At 37.0% G+C, this 19,970-nt stretch carries 14 protein-coding genes; 3 read left to right on the forward strand and 11 right to left on the reverse strand.

All coding sequences use genetic code 11. From position 1 onward, the window contains the following. Positions 1 to 42 precede the first annotated feature (42 nt). Positions 43 to 1,713, forward strand: coding sequence for a hypothetical protein (locus tag IPM14_00485; protein MBK9096599.1), 1,671 nt, complete (start codon positions 43 to 45; stop codon positions 1,711 to 1,713). Between the two features lie 98 nt (positions 1,714 to 1,811). Here the strand turns inward: IPM14_00485 and IPM14_00490 are convergent, their stop codons facing one another. The 8 genes from IPM14_00490 to IPM14_00525 form a co-directional block, all read right to left on the reverse strand. Continuing rightward, on the reverse strand, positions 1,812 to 2,018 hold the full coding sequence (locus IPM14_00490) for a hypothetical protein (GenBank protein ID MBK9096600.1): 207 nt from the start codon (positions 2,016 to 2,018) through the stop codon (positions 1,812 to 1,814). 132 nt (positions 2,019 to 2,150) lie between these two features. Beyond that, the gene (locus tag IPM14_00495; GenBank protein ID MBK9096601.1) at positions 2,151 to 2,525 is read right to left on the reverse strand and encodes an STAS domain-containing protein; all 375 of its coding nucleotides are present in this window, start codon (positions 2,523 to 2,525) and stop codon (positions 2,151 to 2,153) included. A gap of 285 nt (positions 2,526 to 2,810) precedes the next feature. Continuing rightward, positions 2,811 to 3,284, reverse strand: coding sequence for a group 1 truncated hemoglobin (locus tag IPM14_00500; GenBank protein MBK9096602.1), 474 nt, complete (start codon positions 3,282 to 3,284; stop codon positions 2,811 to 2,813). A 211-nt stretch (positions 3,285 to 3,495) separates the two neighbouring features. Then, positions 3,496 to 4,962 carry a hypothetical protein gene (locus IPM14_00505; protein MBK9096603.1) on the reverse strand — a complete coding sequence of 489 codons (1,467 nt, stop codon included), beginning with the start codon at positions 4,960 to 4,962 and terminating at the stop codon, positions 3,496 to 3,498. Positions 4,963 to 5,361: 399 nt separating this feature from the next. After that, a complete protein-coding gene (locus tag IPM14_00510) occupies positions 5,362 to 8,217 on the reverse strand; it encodes a T9SS type A sorting domain-containing protein (GenBank protein MBK9096604.1) in 2,856 nt (951 codons plus the stop codon). Positions 8,218 to 8,469: 252 nt separating this feature from the next. Beyond that, positions 8,470 to 9,117 carry a DUF4412 domain-containing protein gene (locus tag IPM14_00515; protein ID MBK9096605.1) on the reverse strand — a complete coding sequence of 216 codons (648 nt, stop codon included), beginning with the start codon at positions 9,115 to 9,117 and terminating at the stop codon, positions 8,470 to 8,472. A gap of 21 nt (positions 9,118 to 9,138) precedes the next feature. Beyond that, entirely contained in the window at positions 9,139 to 9,525 is a 387-nt protein-coding gene (locus IPM14_00520) for a T9SS type A sorting domain-containing protein (protein ID MBK9096606.1), read from the reverse strand. Positions 9,526 to 12,655: 3,130 nt separating this feature from the next. Further along, the gene (locus tag IPM14_00525; protein MBK9096607.1) at positions 12,656 to 13,123 is read right to left on the reverse strand and encodes a CopD family protein; all 468 of its coding nucleotides are present in this window, start codon (positions 13,121 to 13,123) and stop codon (positions 12,656 to 12,658) included. 408 nt (positions 13,124 to 13,531) lie between these two features. Between IPM14_00525 and IPM14_00530 the strand changes: the two genes are divergently transcribed. Further along, on the forward strand, positions 13,532 to 15,832 hold the full coding sequence (locus IPM14_00530; protein MBK9096608.1) for a tetratricopeptide repeat protein: 2,301 nt from the start codon (positions 13,532 to 13,534) through the stop codon (positions 15,830 to 15,832). 50 nt (positions 15,833 to 15,882) lie between these two features. Here IPM14_00530 and IPM14_00535 read toward each other — a convergent pair whose 3' ends face one another. From IPM14_00535 to IPM14_00545, 3 genes are all read right to left on the reverse strand, one after another. Continuing rightward, positions 15,883 to 16,506, reverse strand: coding sequence for a T9SS type A sorting domain-containing protein (locus IPM14_00535; GenBank protein ID MBK9096609.1), 624 nt, complete (start codon positions 16,504 to 16,506; stop codon positions 15,883 to 15,885). 141 nt (positions 16,507 to 16,647) lie between these two features. Then, positions 16,648 to 17,991, reverse strand: a complete 1,344-nt coding sequence (locus tag IPM14_00540; protein ID MBK9096610.1) for an AMP-binding protein — start codon at positions 17,989 to 17,991, stop codon at positions 16,648 to 16,650. A gap of 13 nt (positions 17,992 to 18,004) precedes the next feature. Beyond that, the gene (locus IPM14_00545) at positions 18,005 to 18,631 is read right to left on the reverse strand and encodes an AMP-binding protein (GenBank protein MBK9096611.1); all 627 of its coding nucleotides are present in this window, start codon (positions 18,629 to 18,631) and stop codon (positions 18,005 to 18,007) included. Positions 18,632 to 18,791: 160 nt separating this feature from the next. On the opposite strand from IPM14_00545, the gene IPM14_00550 reads away from it, so the two are divergent. Further along, entirely contained in the window at positions 18,792 to 19,853 is a 1,062-nt protein-coding gene (locus IPM14_00550; GenBank protein ID MBK9096612.1) for a mechanosensitive ion channel, read from the forward strand. Positions 19,854 to 19,970 lie beyond the last annotated feature (117 nt).

Genomic DNA, 19,970 nt, shown 5'->3' on the forward strand with positions numbered 1-19,970 from the left:
CAGTGTCAATAATTTTATCATTTTTAAAAAAAGGAAAATTATATGGAAACCGTAGATTCAAGACAAACGACAAAAGTACTTTTCTATAATAGGCTAATTCCATTAATTATCATTTTACTTTTTTATTCGATTTCCTGCACGGATCAAAAAGTTAATGAAACTCAAAAAACATATTTGACTCCGGATATAATGTGCGGTACAGTTCAGTTCTCGGACGGCTGCAGTCCGAAATTGGATACGCTGATAGCATTTGGAATTGCGCTTATACATCATATGACTTATGATGATGCTGAATATACTTTCAACAAAGTAATCGAGATGGACAAAGACTGCTTCTGGGGGTACTGGGGGAAAGCGATGACATATATTCATCCTCTCTGGCCGGACATTCCCGACGAAAAAACTTTAAACGATGGTTTCGTGCTTTCACAAAATGCTCTGAAGCTTGCGGAAACAGAAAAGGAAAAGTTGTACGGTGCGGCAGTTGCTTCTTTTTTTGAAGATGGAATAAATAAATCTGAGCCTGAAAGATTGGAAGCATTCAGGATTGGATGGAAAACTGCCTCTGATGAATTACCTGATGATATCGAAGCAAAAATGTTTTCTGTTTTATCAATGCTTGCAACGGTTTCGCCAACCGATAAATCGTACACGCTGCAGTTAGAAGCCGGTGCGCTTGCAGAAAGTGTGCTTAAAATAATTCCTGATCACCCGGCAGGATTTCATTACGCAATTCACGCATACGATTATCCGCCTCTCGCACCGAATGCAATCAGGGTTGCAAGAGAATATTATAAACTTGCCCCTGAAGTTCCACACGCTTTGCATATGCCAACTCATATTTTTACACGACTGGGTTATTGGCAAGAATCAGTTAACTTAAATCTGAGGTCAGCTGCTGCTGCCTGGAAAATGCCCGTTGACGGAAAAATATCAAACCATTATTTCCATGCTCTGGATTATCTAGTTTATGCATACCTGCAGCAGTCACAATATGAGAAGGCACAAGATATTTCTGATATTCTTGATACTTTGCATGGATCCTATCAAGCGATGCCGCAAGTTGCTTATGCACTTGCTGCAATTCACGGCAGACTGGCTTTAGAATATCAGAATTGGAATGAGGCTGCAAATCTTTCTTTCACTCATTTAGATTTTCCGTGGGATACTTTCCCGCAGTATGAAGCATTGATTTATTATGCAAAAGGAATAGGTGCCGGGAGAAGCAAGAACGTAGAAGTTGCAACTCAATCTCTGAAAAAATTGGAAGAGCTTCAAAGCACTTTCCCGGATGCAGAATCTAATATATACTGGATTAACCAAATAGAAATTCAAAAGAAAGTTGTCAAAGCCTGGATGTTGTATGTACAGAATGAAATGAAAAAATGCTTAGAGATGATGACTGCTGCTGCCGACCTCGAAGATGCAACCAGTAAAAATCCTGTAACACCTGGAGCTTTACTTCCTGCAAGAGAAATGCTGGGAGATCTTTATATGGAATTGAGCCGACCAAAGGATGCACTTATACAATATGAGCTTTCATTGAAGAATAATCCAAACCGTTTCAATACATTATACGGCGCTGGAAAATCCGCCGAACTTATTGGCAATAAAAAGAAAGCCGAATATTATTTCGGCGAACTCTTAAAACTAAATGCTACCTCGGAAAGACAGCAAATTGTATATGCGAGAAATGTAGTTGGAAATATTTGATGGTTATGAATTGATAACATTTGAATTAAAAACCCGCTGCACTCACCCTAATGTGCAGCGGGGTATTTTTGTACCATTTTAACTTTTTTATTTGAGTGTTAATCCAACGGTACATCCTCAAATAACTGATTTAATTCTTCCATTTCTTTTTTATCCGACGATCTGATTTGCACAAATGTGATGATGATGCTTGTAAGCAGTACTCCGAGCAATATAAAGAAAGTTGTCATTGTTCTCCCACTATAGTTATTAGTTGCTGGTTGTATCCAACCTGTATGCCACTCAATAATTGCTTTAAAAAACATTTTACCAAACAACCAAATTTGACGGGGTAATTAATGGATATTTTAGGTTAATTTTACTGAAAATTTCACCCCCGACAAGCCCTTGACTGAAAAGCAGGACAAACCTGTCGCCGTCAATATCATATTATTAATTCAGTGTTCTTCTGATATTGTTTCTTTTTTATTAGTATCAGTCAGATTTTCGATGGCTTCTTTAAGTGAATAGTAAACTTTGAAGATGGATGATATATCACTATAAAGAAATGATTTGGAAAGAAATCCATTACTGATTACGAGAGCAAAGGTGCCGTTCTTTTCCTTTATTTTACGATAAGAAAAAACCAAAGCACCGAGAAATGTACTGTCGACATAATCACAGCTTGTTAAGTCTATTATTATTTTATTGTAATCGAAAATATCGTCGTTAAGAATTTCTTTTATTTCGAATGCTTCATGCATTGTTGCTCTGATTAAGTTTACTTTTTCGATTACAATTTCACCCTGTAAAGTTCTTTTAATTGCTTCCATTTTTCCCAGCTATTTTTACAACAAATGATACTTAGTAACTCAATGTTAATGCCAATCAGGTAATAAGTAAAAAAGCGGGATTATCCTCTGGATTGTGATTTAGTAACACTGAAATTCGATGCAAATGCTGATGTTAAGTGTGACAGTTATTGATAGTTCACAATTAATCTCAGTGATTATGAAATTAATACAGAGTCAGTTTGAGAGGAGTTGAATTAAAAAAATACAAAAGGCGAGTGGTTAACCCGCCTTACAATTCTTAAGATTAAAAAAATTTACCCAGCATTATTTTGCAGATGACATTACTATATCACCCTTTAATCCACCAACAAGATTGAGTAATTCGTTTTGTTCTTTTTCCGGAACATTAAATTTGTTTAGTGTGGTTTTGAAATCTACAACCATTGCATCCCATTCTTTGTCCGAGATGTTAAGTCCCGAATGGACCTCCTTCATACCACGTCCTGAATATTTCTGAGGACCGCCTGTTGCCATACAGGTAAGTTCTGTGGCGAGATATTTCAATGCAGGCTTACTTATGCCCATTGCTTCTTTATTCTTTGGATTCTGATTTAAGACCTCGTTCACCCAGATACGGTCAACGAAATCATCTACAACCTGTGCAATCGCATGTGCACCTCCGAGTCTGTTGTATAATGATTCCTCTTTTACCTGATCAGTTTCCTGAGCAAAGCCAGTGATGCAGAATAGAATTAACAGGATATTTGCAGCAATTATTTTCTGCAGTACTTTTTTCATAACAACCTCCTTGTTAAATAAAAAAAATAAATTTAATTATATGTGTGCGATAAAGAAGAAGAACAGTAAGAAGCGCACATCTTGTATCTTAAACTAAAAAATTGCTTTATAAATGGCAACAGTTGCGGAGTTATTAAATTCGAAGAGAGTTTTAAGAAAGGCGAGTGATGGGCTCGCCTTTTAGCTTCATATTAAATTTGAAAATATATTGCTATAACCATGGATTGGGAAGATCATAAGAGAAAACCATCCATAGAAAGTTACCTCCAGCACCCTGGTTAAGATCCTGTTTTATCCCGGACCAATAATTTTCAACAAAATAGAACCCGGTTTCGGGCTGAGCATTCTGTCCGATTAGAATGTCAACTCTTCTGATTGGGTTGCTCGTCATTTCTTTTTTATAACATAGATAAATAAAATCGCCTCCGGCACCTTCATTCAAATCTTGTGGAATTTTTACGAAGCCCGCTGGAGTCTGTTGACTATTCGTAATGAACGTTACTGCCGAAATGGCTTCCTGATCGTCAAGCCCTGCCTTATAACAAAGATAAATAAATTTACCTCCGGCATCTCTGTTCAAGTCAACATTTATCAATGACCATCCGGGCACGGGTGTTACATTCGGATAAGTAGTGACTTCGAAATAAAAATCATTAATTGCGTCATCAACAATAGAAGGAAGAGCAAACTGACTGGCATATGAATCAAATGCCGCACTTAACTGATTCTTCCTTGTATCATCAGCACAAAGTTCCCAGATGGGTATCAAGCTGTTATCTGTAAAATCAGAAATGGTAAGGTTTTCAACTTTATTTATTGATTCAATCCACTTTTCGTAATTGCCTGTTTGAAAAATATATGATCCGTACTCGCTCTTCCCACCGGATACCTTTAGGTTTTGAAATGAATTACTTTCAAAGCACTGAAGTTGTTCTTCTGTAACCATATTGAAGCTGCCTGAGCCGGATTTTTTCTTAAAGCTTGCTTCAGCACATACGGAAAAATTATTTTTAATTGTTGTTGTGGCAGCACACTTGGTTACGCAAGTGTTATAATCTGCTCTCGCACCGATTATTACTTCTGCCAGAAAATGAGTGCCATATTTGTTAAAGAGAGTTTCGGGTGAAAGGTTTGCAATATCATTTCGTGCTTGATTGGTCAACATACTTTTTAGCTTTGTAAAATCCGTATAAGGCAGAGTTAGCTTCCATTGTTTTATCACATTCTGAATCGTACAAAATGCTTTATAGTTACTTCTGTAATGCTCTTCGTTGTAGTTGTTTTTTACTGATAGACTGAAAAATGAGTACTGACCACTGAGGCTTGCATTTATAGTCATTGACTCCCGGTATTCGTAAGAATTCAAACCATAAACACTATTAAATTCTGCACCGTTGATATATGTATACTGAACTTCTGATGGAATATTAAATGATTTCCCACCAACTGTTACAGTGGAATAATTTTCATATTCAAACAGAGGGCTTTTTACGAACTCGGCTTTAGCATAATCACCAAAAACATTATATCCATGTCCAATGTAAGCAACTCCAGGTAAAAGGTTGCTGCTAGGATCCGGTTCAACGGGATTTTCTTCTTCGCAACCCGTTATGAAGAAAAAGCAAAGCAGAAAGAGAATCTTTGGTAAAGGAGAGAAAATTTCCTTGAAGTTTTTCATGAGACCTCCCTAAAAAATGTGAATAGTTATTTCTCACTTCGGGAGAGTATTGGGGATGCAGTCTAATGAGGATACGGAAACTGGCTGTACTCGTGCCCTCTCGGAGTAAAGTGAAATTATAATTTTAAAGTTATAAGATTAACTAACTTATGCAACTATTCTTGCTGATTGGTGAATCTTGGTAATCGTCAAGCAAAGTTTCTAATTTGCTATAGTACAATCTGAAATGCTAATTTTTTTATTGCCGGCTTTCGGAAAAAGAGAGGAAAAATATTTTTATTTTTTCCGATGATTTGGATGAGCAAAACCATTTGTAAATCATTACTAAAAGAAAAAGGAGGACTTTCGTCCTCCTAATTCAATATTGATCAATACCTGACAATTGTAATTTGATACAAATTATTTGAGCAGCACCATCTTCCGGGTTTCAGTAAACCCTCCTGAGACTAACCTGTAGATGTAAGTGCCGCTTGCAAGATCTTGTGCGTTCAATTCAACCTCATAAACTCCGGGTTGCTTAACTTCGTTAACAAGTGTGGATACTTCGTTACCGAGCATATCATAAAGCTTTACAATTACTTTTGCTTCATTGGGCAGCTGATATCTTATTGTTGTGGAGGGATTGAACGGATTAGGATAATTTTGATAAAGTGAATAGCTGACCGGTAGCGCATCCACTTCAATAATATCTGAATATACGAAACTGCCATCGTTGTCTGTTTGTTTCAGGCGGTAATAAAACTTATTCCCCCCAATTAAATTGTCATCAATAAAGGTATAATCTTTTGGTGCTTCTCTGTTTCCGCTTCCATTGACAAAACCTAATATTATCCAATTATTTTTGTCTGAACTGCGTTCAATTTCAAAACCATAGTTATTCACTTCGGTTGCAGTCTGCCAATTGAGAACAACCTTATTACCGGATACGTTGGCTTTGAAAGAAATAAATTCGACGGGCACTACATTGGCGAATTCAACAGTGGCTGAACCAAGTGAAACAAACACACCGCTTCCTGAAATATAGTTTGCAGTGTATTCCGATACTTCCTGGGATATTGATGATAACCAGAATTTATAGCTAATCGGATTTCCATTAATAAAACCATCTATTATGGGTGTTCCCGGATCATCTGTTGATGCTTTAATAATTATATTTCCACCAACAGGAATTGGTTCGGTGAGAAGCACGGCTCCCACACAACGCTCACCGTCAAACACTGCTATTTCATCACCGGCAATAAGACTTCCGCCGCCAATTAGTTCTACTCCTGTTACATAGATATCCATAACCATATATCCGCTACCGGACCACACCGGTGCGAAATGGATTGTTGGAGGTGCTGGCTCGACAAAATATTTAATTATACTATTGTCTCCCGCAATCCAGCCTGTGTTTTCATTTAGAAAATGTACTGAAGACAAATTGCTTTCCGTTAACCCCGAATGAGATATCCAGTTAGTTCCCTGATCATCACTGCTTATTACTGTCCCGTCATTACCAACAATCCATACAGTATTCTGGCTGGTTACCCTAACAGAATTTAATGTGCTGGAAGTGCCAATAATTTGTGATACCCAGTTTTCCCCTCCATCTGTTGACAACAAAGCTGTTCCATATTTACCAACGGACATTCCTACATTGTTGTTATAGAAATGAACCGAATTTAAGTTAGAAGTGGTGCCGCTTGTTTTTGAAATCCAGCTTTCGCCCTCGTCAGTTGATTTCAAAATGCTTCCGCTGTTACCAACTGCCCATCCATTATTGATATCAGCAAAAAATATACTGCGACTGCTCACAGAACTTTTCTTAGTCCAATTCGTTCCGCCGTTTGTTGATTTGTAAATACCAAGAGGTTCATAAGCGGCCAGTCCTGTATCCTGGTTTATAAAAAATATACTATTGCCGGAAATTCCACTCGTAAACCATGTAAGCCCGCCATCAGTAGTTTTGTATGCATTTCTATCATAAAAGCTAACCCAGCCGCTGTTTTCATTTATGAAAAAGATATTCGTTGATGATTTAGTAAATGAATTGCCGAACTCAGAATTAGTAATCCAGCTTTTTCCGCCGTTGGTAGTTTTTAAAATTATTGGATAATACCAAATTCCTTTTCTATATCCGGCCGCCCATCCAACATTTTCATTGATCATAAAAACGGAGGTGATCCAATCGCCTGCATAGTAAAGTGAATTTTTCCCGCTGAGAATTTGAAACCATGAAGATCCGTAATTTTCAGTTGTATAAATAATACCGCTGTATCCAACAGCTAATCCTTTTCCGTTGCCATTTACAAAAACAGAAAGTAACCCTGTTTGTTCTGAATAACCATATTTATTTTCCCAGGTTGCGCCGGCATCGGTAGTTGTAAAAATACTTCTCCACCAACCATCTCTCGTACCACCGACAGCAAATCCGCTATTCTGATCTTTGAAATAAATTGATCTTATACCTCTTTGATTATCAGTCGGATTGTCTTCTGTATAATGTTCAGACTGATCCCCTTTCTGAATAGCTCTCCATAAAGTCGTGGAAAACCATGTTATTCCGCCATCAGTAGTTTTACTGATATTTCCTGAATGATTAAGGAACTGACCTTCCGAACCAATGTAACCAGTGTTCGAATTTGTGAACTCAACACAGTTTAAAATCGGGGTTGATATATTACCTAATGATAAAGTTTTCTTTATCCAGCTAAGTCCACCATCAGTAGTTTTAAGAAAATTGCTTGAATCTCTGCCACCAACTGCATATCCTAAAATTGCATCCACAAAATCAACCGAATAAATATCGAAGTCAGAACCGGTGTTTTGAGTACTCCAGCTTGAGCCGCCATCGGAGGTTTTCAAAATAGTTTCATTGTAACCAACCACATACCCAATATTAGAATCAATAAAATGTATATCTGTTAAATTTTCTGTTGTGCCGGATGATAGCCCAAACCAATTTGCGCCGCCATCAGTAGTTTTAATGATTAAACCATTCTCACCACAAATCCATCCTGTGTTTTCATTTATAAATTGAACCGATCGCAGTGTTGAAGAAGTTCCGCCGTTTTGTTCAAACCAATCGAGTCCTCCATTGGCTGTTTTCCTGATGAATCCATCTGAACCAACAATCCATCCCGTATTATCCGTAATAAAAAAAGTTGACCAGAGATGATTGCCTTCGGGAACGGGGTTTTGATTAGTCCATTGAGGAAGCGTTATTGCTGTCGTCAGTAAAAAGATATTCAACAGTAAAACTAATTTTCTCATATTTCTCTCTATTCGAATTGAATATAAAATGATTGAATTTGTTTTTTGCATAGCACTAACTCAATCATCATACCACGCAAAACTAATCAATATTTACAGAAATGTGTTTCTTTTTATTTCTATTATAAAAATATTGTATCATTATCAGCCATCATAAAAAACCCCTCCTTTATAATCTTAAAAGAGGGGTGACATAAAAAGCAGATAACTAAAACAATACGTGCACCATAATTATTTTATTTCGATCAATCATTACTCTGCATTCATAAGCATGTCCATATTCATTCCCGGCATTTCAAACTTTTTATAAGAGGATGGGGGAATAAATAAATCCGCATCTAATTCCTGAGGAACAACTTCGATAACATTAAATGTATTCATAACTTCTCCCTCGCTGTCATATTCAATTACCTGCAATGGGAAATAACCAGCGTCAAGAACTTCACTTTTCCAGCTGGGAATATTGAACTTCTGTTGATTTAAATCACCAAAAAGAATAAATCCACCCAAATCCTTTGTCATCCAAGCTTCACCTTTTCTGTCATCCTGCTGGAAAAGGAATTTTTCACATTTATATCCCAGGAGATCTTTCGTTTCCCCTGTCTTCGTGTAACTTCCCGAACTCTTATCCATCTCGGGAAGCATAAAGTTTTCCATATATGCTTTTTGCTCATCCATAATTATATACATCTTATTTGCATGACTATCGTAAACCATAGCCCCCTCCGATTCAGGAACTTCCATTCGGAATCGTAAATCTTTAACAGAATAGTCGATTACCTGCTTTTCTCCATCAGCTTCTACTTCCATTTTGATCTTACCTTCAAATTTTCCTTGAGCATAATTAAGTCCCGCTAATAGAAAAAATATTAAGATGAACAATGCTTTTATTTTTTTCATTTATTTCTCCTGTCTGATTTATTATTTAATTAATACCATTTTCTTCGTTTGCACAAAGTTTCCTGATTGCAATCGATAAAAATAAACTCCGCTTGCAAATTCGGATGCATTGAATTCAGCTGCATATGTCCCTGAGGGTTTATATTCATTCACAAGCACAGCTACTTCTCTTCCAAGTATATCAAATACTTTCAGACTTACTACGTCGCTGTTGGGTAATGAGTATTTAATCGTTGTAGTTGGATTAAATGGATTCGGATATGATTGATAGAGAACATATGTGTCCGGAATATAATTTTCACTATCATCAATACCAGAAACAGAGGATGATCCTAAAATATTAAATCCTTTGTTATTGTTATCGTGTATTTCTGTAATTGCATTTTCTTGATCCAAAACAGCATAAATTTTTGGATATGCTGGTAATCCATTAGGAAGAACCCATTTAAAGTTAACTTCAGATTTTCCCTGGAGCGGAACAACGCCATTAGTATTGACTGTGTTTGTTCCATTTACGCCTATAATTGGTGTTCCTCCGGAATCAGGATCTTCAAGATAGAATTTTACTGATACAGGAGATGAAGTCGATATCAAACTAAAATTCCGCACTCTTGCGGTAATTGTTAAAGTATCGCCAACCTGAGGTTTTCTTGGAACAAAAGTTATATCCTTTGTCTGAAATCTTTTTTCCGGATCTCCAAGTGCAAATCCTTTTTCTGGATCCAATCGCCATGGAAGAATAAACGCCGGGTCAGGAATATCTCCATAGGTTTCCTGCCACCAGGTTTCAGGAAATCCAGGCGGTGCTAACTCCGGTTGAACTGCATAGTCAACAACTAAAGCATCATTTGTACCCCAGTACGCATATGGAGTCACTGCATACTTAACATCTCCGATGCTCATATTTACACTTCCCAGATGCACTTGCAAGTCGATTAAATTTTCAACTGTTGTGGTATGGGTACTCATTTTCTGATTATCAAATTTGAAAGTGCTTTCAAATCCGCCAAGCTCAACACCGGCATCAATACCCATATCCCGTGTTGTATCCGCTCCTGTTTCTTCAAAATCGGTTATCGATAAATTCCAGTCATATGATGAAGATCCATCCAGCGAAAACCTATCTGAAACATAACTTGCCCGGATAACCTGTGCAAGGTTTGGATTGTTAGATAATGTATCATAGGGATAGTAAGAAAGAATATTACTTACTTCATGATCAGGAACATATTGCTGAGCGAAATAACTTTTACTTCCATACCATGTGGCTTGAACATTCTTTGGCACTAATGCAAAATAGGATCTTCTGGAAAACTGTTCGTTTCCATGGAATACGGGATATTCCCAGATATCATAATCAGCAATAGTTGAATAGATTCTGTCATCTTCCCGAGCTTCGACCTCAACACTTACAGATATTGTTGTACGATTAGTCTGATCATTACTGAATTTTTTACCATACTTTCCGGTTGCCCAAACTTTATAGCTTGTTGAAACTCCAACACCCATCGGTGCTGCTTCTATTTCGCCTTCTACTTTAACTCCGGCAGAGACTGCCCAGTCATTACTGATTTCAGTTTTTACTTCAACTGATGATGTTGTCTGTTTTTTATATTTAGAATAAAAATCACAACTGCCTCCATTATAACATCCATTAACGTCATATATGTTTCCATTAATCACATCAAAGTGAACTGGTGGTGCATTTAACAGAACAATTGGCTGAACGATACCATAATCATGATACAGTGACGGTGTTCCAACGGTAAAATCAAATCCATCGAAGTTACCAACCGTAATAGCATACTTGTGATAAACATCGTTCTGATTTTCATCTTCAAATAACCGGGCAAATGTTTTGTGGGTTCCGGTGTCAAGCGTAGAATCTTCAAAAGTAATAGCATAGGTTAGGAACCCTTTTCCTGCATGTGGAGAAACAGCAACAATGTTCTTAACAAGTAAAATGTCTTTTCGTCTATCCATATTCAGATCACTGATTTTAAGAAAATTATTGCTCTGAAGATAATCGCTGCCACCTCCGTTTGCTATCGGGATTAATGCTTCAGCAGTAAATGAATAATCATCATTAACACTGGCAACACGAATCTGAGTACCTGCGGCAAACACTACTTCGTCACGCTTATTAAAGGTATCGTTTAAATCGCCTGCAGCCACACAAAATTCCGTGAGCGAATTTGGATTATGAATTCCACTTAAAGTAAACTGTCCCCTTGGTCCGACAGATATTGATGTCAGGTTCTGCGAGACATTAATTATATAATGATGCGATATGTGTGAATTATTAGATTTAACAACAGCACTAAATACCAGTTCATCATTCTCATCATCATCAAATTGTCCTTTAGCGGATGACATTATAAAATCCTGCAAACCTGTGGCATTTGATTTTGGTACATTTATGTTCGTCGTTCCCTTGGGTACAATTGTCACATTTTCAAAAGTATAAATCCGAACTGTAATTGGGACGTATGTTGAAGTAACTCCTGTCTCCCAGCTGTAGGAGACAATTTCATCTACATTATCGTTGTTTAAATCGACTGTTTCTATAAAATACTTTACGAAATGGGTAAGACTAGAACCAGCAACTTTTGAATTAGCAAATCTTCCAATCAATGATACTTGAAGCGTCGAATCAACATCATACGAACAAAATATAACTGAATCGGCAGCATCCCTGAATGCAATAACGAATTCATCATTGATATCGTTGTCAAAGTTTCCAGTTCTCACATAAATTTCTTCATCACCCTCTATTTCTTCGCCAGCATCGAATGCGGTCGCGGAAGATCCAGTAAAGAAACCGGTAGTATCAAAATGACTGATCATTATTTCTATCTTCTGATTTGAATTCCCTGGTCGCCAGATCGAAACTGCATCATCATATGGATCTCTGTTGAACTGGCCTCTTGACACATCTACATAATCATTCCTGCCTTGTCGGTTGTCTTCACGACGAAGGGTTTTTGTAATCATGGTATCAATATCTAGTGAGTCGTGTGGAATTAAAATGCCATCCGTTTTATATCTGTAAACCTTTTGATAGCTTTTATAATTTCCTCCTCCAATATCTTCCATCCAAAGAAGAAAAATGTCCTGCGATTTAACTGTAACTGGTCCGGTTTCGTTAATACGGAATGGATCTTCTTGAGGTAAAGTTTTTATGGATGCAAGAAGAACGAACATGAAAATGTTTATGACAAGTAGTTGCCATTTTTGCATATAGCCTCCGAATTAGTTTAATGAATTGAAATTATTTTTTAAAGCCAGCGAACCATAACTCAATTCTATGACAGAGAAAGACACTAAGGAAAACAGGGGAGAAATTTCGGCAAGATAGCATAGCTAAGGCTATAAATACTTCCTTATGCATTTATTCTGAATGCAAAGTAAGTATTAAAATTGAATAATGAAAGAATATTTAAAAATTAATTAAAATTATTTCGATGAGTTTATTATTAATGAAAGAGCAGACAAACAGTCTGCCCTATTCAAAATCATGTAAATGAACAAAATACAATTACCACAACATTGAAGCACAGATTAATATTAATATCCCGAGCGTCAGATTGGTCGTTGCGAGAATTTCAAGCTTCTTTTTAAAAGAGAAAAATTCTGGCAATGGTTTTTCGCCGGGTTTCGGCATATGCTTTCTTAAACCCGGAACAACAACCGCCCCAATCATAATGCCCACAGCAATTACACAGAGAATCAAAATATGCTTTATCGTTAGAATTATCCCGAAATGAGTTGTTGTGTTAAATAACATTTCTGAGGGCGTTTTCAGATAGCCGGTGATAAGAAGAATCAGTAACGCACTCCAGGCAATAATCGAAAATCTTTTCGCTATAATTCCCTGAAGCTTTCCTCCTTCGCCCTGATCAATCTTTGAAACGGCCGGCAGCAATACAAAATGAATATATACCATTCCTCCTATCCATATTGATGTCGCCAGCAGATGAAAAAAATTAATTACTCCGTTTGCCATAACTTGCACTCCTTTTGAAATTGATTTAGAATTTATATTTAAATGAGTTAACTAACCTAAAACCCGAATTCAATAAATTCATGCTACAACTTAATTTAACAAATCAATAATAAATATTATTTACGTGTTTGACTACAGGTTTAGTCCCAAATAAAAAATTTATACGTCAACGCGTACTTAAAATATTATCATCTGGTGTGAAGTCGAGTTCGTCACACTGCTTCCGCTCAGCATAGAAAAACTCCTTTCATCAATATTAAGGAAAATTTGATTGACAGTTCAATCTTCTGAAATTATTTTTGGCCTGCACTTTTATCAGCATCTGCATAAATCAATTTTAGCTTATCATCTGTCCGAATGGCAATCGGATTAACTGTTAATATTTTTCCCAGGTTTAAAGATTTATTTATGAGCTTATTAAAAAAAATTGTACTGTTTTTCTTCCTATCTACGGCTTGTTTTACCTTTGCTGGTGAACATCAGGTCGATAGTCTTAAAAATGTACTTAGTACATCGGAAGGATATGAGCGGGTAAATATTCTTATTGACCTTATGGAGGAAGTTCAACGTTCGGCATCCGATGAAGCATTAAATTATGGTGATGAGGCTTTGGATATTCTTAAGGAATCGCCTGACATCATGCTCGAGACCGAAGTGCTTTACAATAAGGGCTGGGCGTTTATATATCTGAATGAACTTGATTCAGCGAAAACATACTCAACCCTTGTTGAAAATAAATCAAAAAGTACGGGCTTCCGCAACGGATTAATTTGGTCTGCATTTTTAAGCGCGAGGATATTGAGAACAGAGGGTCAGTATGAAGATGCAATAATTATTTTACAAAAAGCAATTCAGGAAAACGAATCGGATCGTGATGTCGTACTGAAAGCAAAGCTTCTGAATGAACTTGGTTCGGTCAATCGAAGATTAAGTAAAAATGAAGAAGCGCTTGCAAATCATATCGAAGCACTTGGACTACTTGAAGGATTGGGGGACATTGATGAACTTACACAAACCTATACTTATCTTGGAATTACCAATGATGTTCTGGGCAAGTATGATGAAGCATTAAAATATCATCAGATGGCGCTTCAGATCAATAAGAAAAATTCAAACAAGCGGGGGCTCGCAGCATCTACTCATAACATCGGTATTCTTTATCAAAAACTTGGAGAATACGACAGGTCTCTTGAATATTATAACCAGGCTTTGCATTACTGGAAAGAGATTGATGAGATAAACAATCTGGCTTCGACACTTAACAGTATCGGAGCAATTAATGAGTTAAAAGGTAATCCCAATGAAGCATTGATTTACTATAAGCAGGCACTTGCAATCTGGGAAAAATCCGGCAGTAAGTATTCGATTGCAATTGCTTTGAACAACATTGGTTCAATTTATCTTTCTTTAAATAACTATTCTGAATCATTAAAGCATCTCACAAAGTCAATTGACATAAGAAGATCGCTCGGCGATAAAGGAGGACTGGCTTCCTCCTTACTGGTACTGGCTGATTTGTATAATCAAATGGGAAATTTCGAAAAAGCTGTTTCAACAGGCAGAGAAGGATTAAAGCTTGCAGAAGAAGCAGGAAGCTGGTCCACAATTCGTGAAGCTCGAAATGTTCTTGCTTATATTTATGAACACAATGGTTTCTATAAAGAAGCATTGGCACAATACAAAGAATACAAAGCTGTGCACGATTCAATTTTTAATTCGCAGAAACAGGAAACCATTGCAGAGCTGGAAGCAAAATACAAAACAGAAGAACAGAAGCAGCAAATTGAATTGCTCGAACGCAAAAGTGAAATTCAAAATCTGTACAGAACCACACTTATTGCCGGACTTGTAATAGCAATAATTATTATGATCCTGCTTTACAACCGATACCGTTTCAAAAAGCAGGCACATGAAACACTGGAGAAATTTCATAAAAGTGAGATGGATGCGGCCGAAGCAAAAGCAGCCATCCTTCAGATGGAATTTGATCAAAAGAAAAAAGAACTTGAAGCTGCACGAGATCTTCAGTTATCAATGCTTCCTGCAAAGATACCCGATCATCCCAAAATCGAAATTGCAGCATTAATGCAAACCGCCACTGAGGTAGGTGGAGACTATTATGATTTTCAACAGCATCCGGATGGAACCTTAACTATTGTAATCGGTGATGCAACAGGTCACGGTGCACAGGCAGGTACGATAGTAACTGCAACAAAAAGTTTGTTCAATCTTTTATCACAAAATGAAAATCTTGATGAAATACTTAATCATATTAATTATTCCATCCGCAAGATGCATCTCCCGAATTTATTTATGGCAATGGGGCTGATCAGAATAAAAGATGATTTGCTCGAGCTCGCCGGAGCGGGAATGCCCACGGCTTTGATTTACCGTGCATCGACCGGACAGGTTGAATCTGCATCTTTAAAAGGATTGCCTCTTGGCAGTTTTGCTGATTTCAGTTACACCAAGATTAATGTAAAGCTCAATAAGGGTGATGTTGTTGCATTGATGAGTGACGGTTTGCCAGAACTGTTCAACGAAAAATTAGAAATGTTCGGCTATGATAATGTAATCCGGAAATTTGAAGAAGTTGTTAAAGAATCTCCGGAAAAAATAATCGAGCACTTTACAAACTCTGCGAAGCGATGGCTGAACGGCAACAAGCAGCAGGATGACATGACGTTCGTTGTTTTCAAAGTAAAATAAAAAAGGGTGGAATAAATCCACCCATTTCTGATTATCATAACAATATAATTTTACTTCATCAAAATCATTTTTCTTGTTTCAACAAAATTTCCCGCCTGAATTTTGTATAAATACATACCACTTGATAAACCTGTTCCGTCAAAATTTATATTATAAACACCGGCTGGCTTTTCTTCATTCACTAAAGTCGTAACTTCGTCACCAAGAATATTGTAAACTTTCAGTGAAACAAAGCTTCGATCTGAAATCCGATATTCAATTTTTGTCGTTGGGTTAAAAGGATTTGGAAAGTTCTGAAGCAGCTCAAACTTATCTGCAACTAAATTTTCATCTTCTACACCAACTGGATTTTGAACAATAACTACTCCGGCCATTCCTGAACCACCTGGTGCACCGTGTGGTTCACAATAGTATGGATGGAGTCCAACAGTTGTAAAAGTATGTGTGAACTCCCAGGGTGCGGGTGCTGCGGGCCCACTTGTAAAACTATTATCATCTGCTTTAACATTGTGGGTTCCAAGAACATTAGTCCACTTTACAGCGTCGCCGACAGTAATTGTTAGCTCGCCGGGAGAAAATGAAAAGTTCTGGACCGTTACATCATGCGTTGTTTGTGAAAAAATAAAACCTGCCGACAGCAGGAAAATCAGTAAAAGGATTTTTCTTTTGTTCATCAATGCCTCTTTAGTTTATGTAAGTTTTTTCAGTTAATAGATTTTAATTAATTGAGTTATCACACATTAAAATTAGAAAAGAAGGATTAATAAACAAGGGGCAATTATTTTATACCGGCAAGCAAAGTGTACGGGCTGTTTTTATTCAAAGTAAATCTTCTGGTAATCCTCCCTCAGTTTTTCAAGAATTTTCTGGTGTTCGCTTTCCTTCCCGGACAACTCTTTCAGTCCTTCCCTGGCATTTTCTCTTAACAACCCGCGGTCAATCTTTCCGTTTTCAAGCTTCGGAAATTCTTTCAAAAAAATTAACTCATCCGGTTTAGCAAGCGTTCCGATTTTTTCTGAAATATAATTCCGCAGTTCTTCTTTCAGGAGTGGTGTGCCTTCAGTATTGTTTAGAGTAACAAAGACAACTATTGCATTCTCAATAATTTCATCCGATCTTTTCACGACTGCTGCTTCAGAAACTGATGGATGTGTCAGCAGCACTTTTTCAATTTCAGATCCTCCGACTCTGTTACCGGCAGCTTTTATAACATCATCAACTCTTCCAAGTATTTTAATAAAATTATTTTCTTCCTTTATTGCAGCATCACCGGTAAAATAATTTCCTTTAAATTGTTTCCAGCAGTTCATATTGGATTCATCTTTGTCTGCTTTATCAGTTGTGAACATCGATGGCCAGCTGTCTTTAATAATAAGATAACCGGCTTCCCCTTCTGCAACAGATTTTCCATTTAAGTCAACAATATCTATTTCAATTCCAGGGAAAGGAAATCCGGTGTAGCCGGGAAGCAGCTCGGAAGCGCCGGGCAGGGGAGAAATTATTATCGATCCTGTTTCTGTCTGAAGCCATGTATCAACGATCGGACACTTTTGTTTTCCAATATTGTTATACAGCCAAAGCCAGGTATCTCTTTTAATCGTTTCTCCTTTTATACCGAGCAATCTCAGACTTGAAATGTCCTGCCTGAAAACCCAGTCGTCGCCGAGTTTCAAAAGCGCACGAATGGTTGTTGGATTCACATAAAAAATATTAATCCGGTACTTTGATATTAACTGCCAGTATTTATCAGGTTCCGGGTAAATGGGAACTCCTTCATACAGAAAAGTTGTCACTCCATTCAATAGCGGTCCATAAATACTGTAAGTATGTGCGGATATTTTACTAATATCAGATACCGTCCAGATAATATCATTTCCCTTAAGATCAAAAATCCATTTTGCCGTAAGATAGCTTTGAACCATATATCCGCCGGTTGAATGAAGGATGTTTACAAGATCTCCTCTCGGTCCGTTGGTAAATAAACTGAATAATGGTTGCTGTGATGAAAGAGGAACAGCTTCGCAATTATCCGAGATTTTATCAAGTTCATTCTGCCAGAACAATTCTTTTTCGGGCAGTGATTTGCTTTCCTGATTTTTTGATCTTTTATAAACAATTATTTTTTCAATCGAGTTCGTGTTATTAATTGCTGCATCCACTTTACTTTTAATATCAAGCTGATTTCCTTTTTAAAACATAATCTTGCGTAATCACAAATCTGCAGGAAAGATGATTTATTCTTTCTGCGAGTGCGCTGCTGCTAAGTTCGCAATTGACAGTTGAATGGATTGCTCCAATTCTGCTGCAGGCAAGCATTGCAATTACAGCTTCCGGAATTACTCCCATATATATTATTATATAGTCGCCTTTTTGAACGCCGTGTTTCTTCAAAACATTTGCAAACTTGCAGACTTTTGTGTGGAGAAGCTGATAAGTTAATATTCTGCTTTCGCCGGATTCACTTTCCCAGATAATCGCAGCTTTATTTCTTTTTTCTGTTGGCAGGTGTTTGTCAAGGCAGTTATAACTCAGATTTGTTTTTCCATTTAAAAACCATTTAGAGTTGAATGCCTTTCCAAGTTTAACATCACTCCACTGATTAAACCAATGCAGCTCTCTCGCTTCGCCGCCCCAAAATCTTTCTTTATCTGCAATGGAAAACTCGTAGACATTTTTATATTGATTTAAAGATGAAAAGTGAGCATCATCTTTAAACTCATCCGATGCTTTGAAGTATTCTCTTTCGGATTGATTATTCTGAGGAATTTCCCCTTTATTTATTTCGGTGTGAACTGACATTATCCTGTTAAAGTTGATTCAATTTATTACAATGAAAAATTAGATATTGTATCAGGTAAAAGCAATTGAGCAAAAATCAAACCTGAAAAAATTATTAAATTGTAATTGAAATGGAATTTTTTTGTAATAATTTAATTAAGATTGAAAGGAGTTTGAAAATATGCAAGAATTTCTAAACCAGACATTTTGGGGAAATACCTTTCAAGCCTACATCATCGCGATCGGAATATTCGTTGCTGGAATTATACTAATTAAGATTTTAAAGAAAATTGTTTTGTACCGGCTGAAAAAATGGGCTGAAAAAACCGAAACAACTCTCGATGATCTGTTAATCAAAACAATTGAGAAGTCATTAATTCCTCTGCTGTATTACGGGGTGTTCTATTCTGCAATAACAAGTTTAACGCTATCAGAGCACGCTTCACAAATTATTGAAGTGGCTTCGTTATTTGTGTTAACATTTTTTATTGTCCGCTTCATAAGCTCAACAATAATGTTTATGATTTCGTACTTTATCAAAAGGCAGGAAAGAGGAGAGGAAAAGGCAAGACAGCTTCGTGGAATGACTGTGCTGATAAATATTTTCGTATGGGTGATCGGAATTGTTTTTCTGATGGATAATCTCGGATTTGATATTTCGGCGGTCATAGCAGGACTTGGAATAGGAGGAATTGCAATTGCTCTCGCAGCACAGGCAATACTTGGCGATCTTTTCAGCTACTTCGTAATCTTTTTAGATCGTCCTTTTGAAGTTGGTGATTTTATAACTGTGCAGGATAAAGTCGGCACCGTTGAATACACAGGAATAAAAACAACGAGAGTTCGTGCACTCACAGGTGAGCAATTAGTGTTTTCGAACACTGACCTGACCAATTCAAGAATTCATAATTTTAAGAAGATGCAGGAACGAAGAGTGGTATTTAAACTCGGAGTGATCTACCAAACAACTGCTGCCCAGCTTGAAGAGATACCGAAACTTGTACGAGGAATTATTGAATCACACAGCGATGTTCGTTTCGACCGCGGACATTTTGCTTCGTACGGTGACTTCAGTCTTAACTTCGAATTTGTTTATTTTGTATCGGGCTCTGATTATGTGAAATATATGGACACCCAGCAAAGCATCAACCTGAAAATTTATTCTGAGTTTGAGAAGAGAAAAATAGAGTTTGCTTATCCTACGCAGACTTTATTTGTAAACAAGGAAGAAAAGAATAGTTAAAATTATTTCAAGTATTTGAATTAACTCCAAACCGTTGTCCAAAGGACTCCTTTGGAGAAACGGTTACCAAAACATTTTAGGTTTTTAGCCCACGACTTAAGTCGTGGATTAATGAAA

This window comes from bacterium (genome assembly GCA_016716565.1).
Classification (GTDB): domain Bacteria; phylum Bacteroidota; class Ignavibacteria; order Ignavibacteriales; family Ignavibacteriaceae; genus IGN2.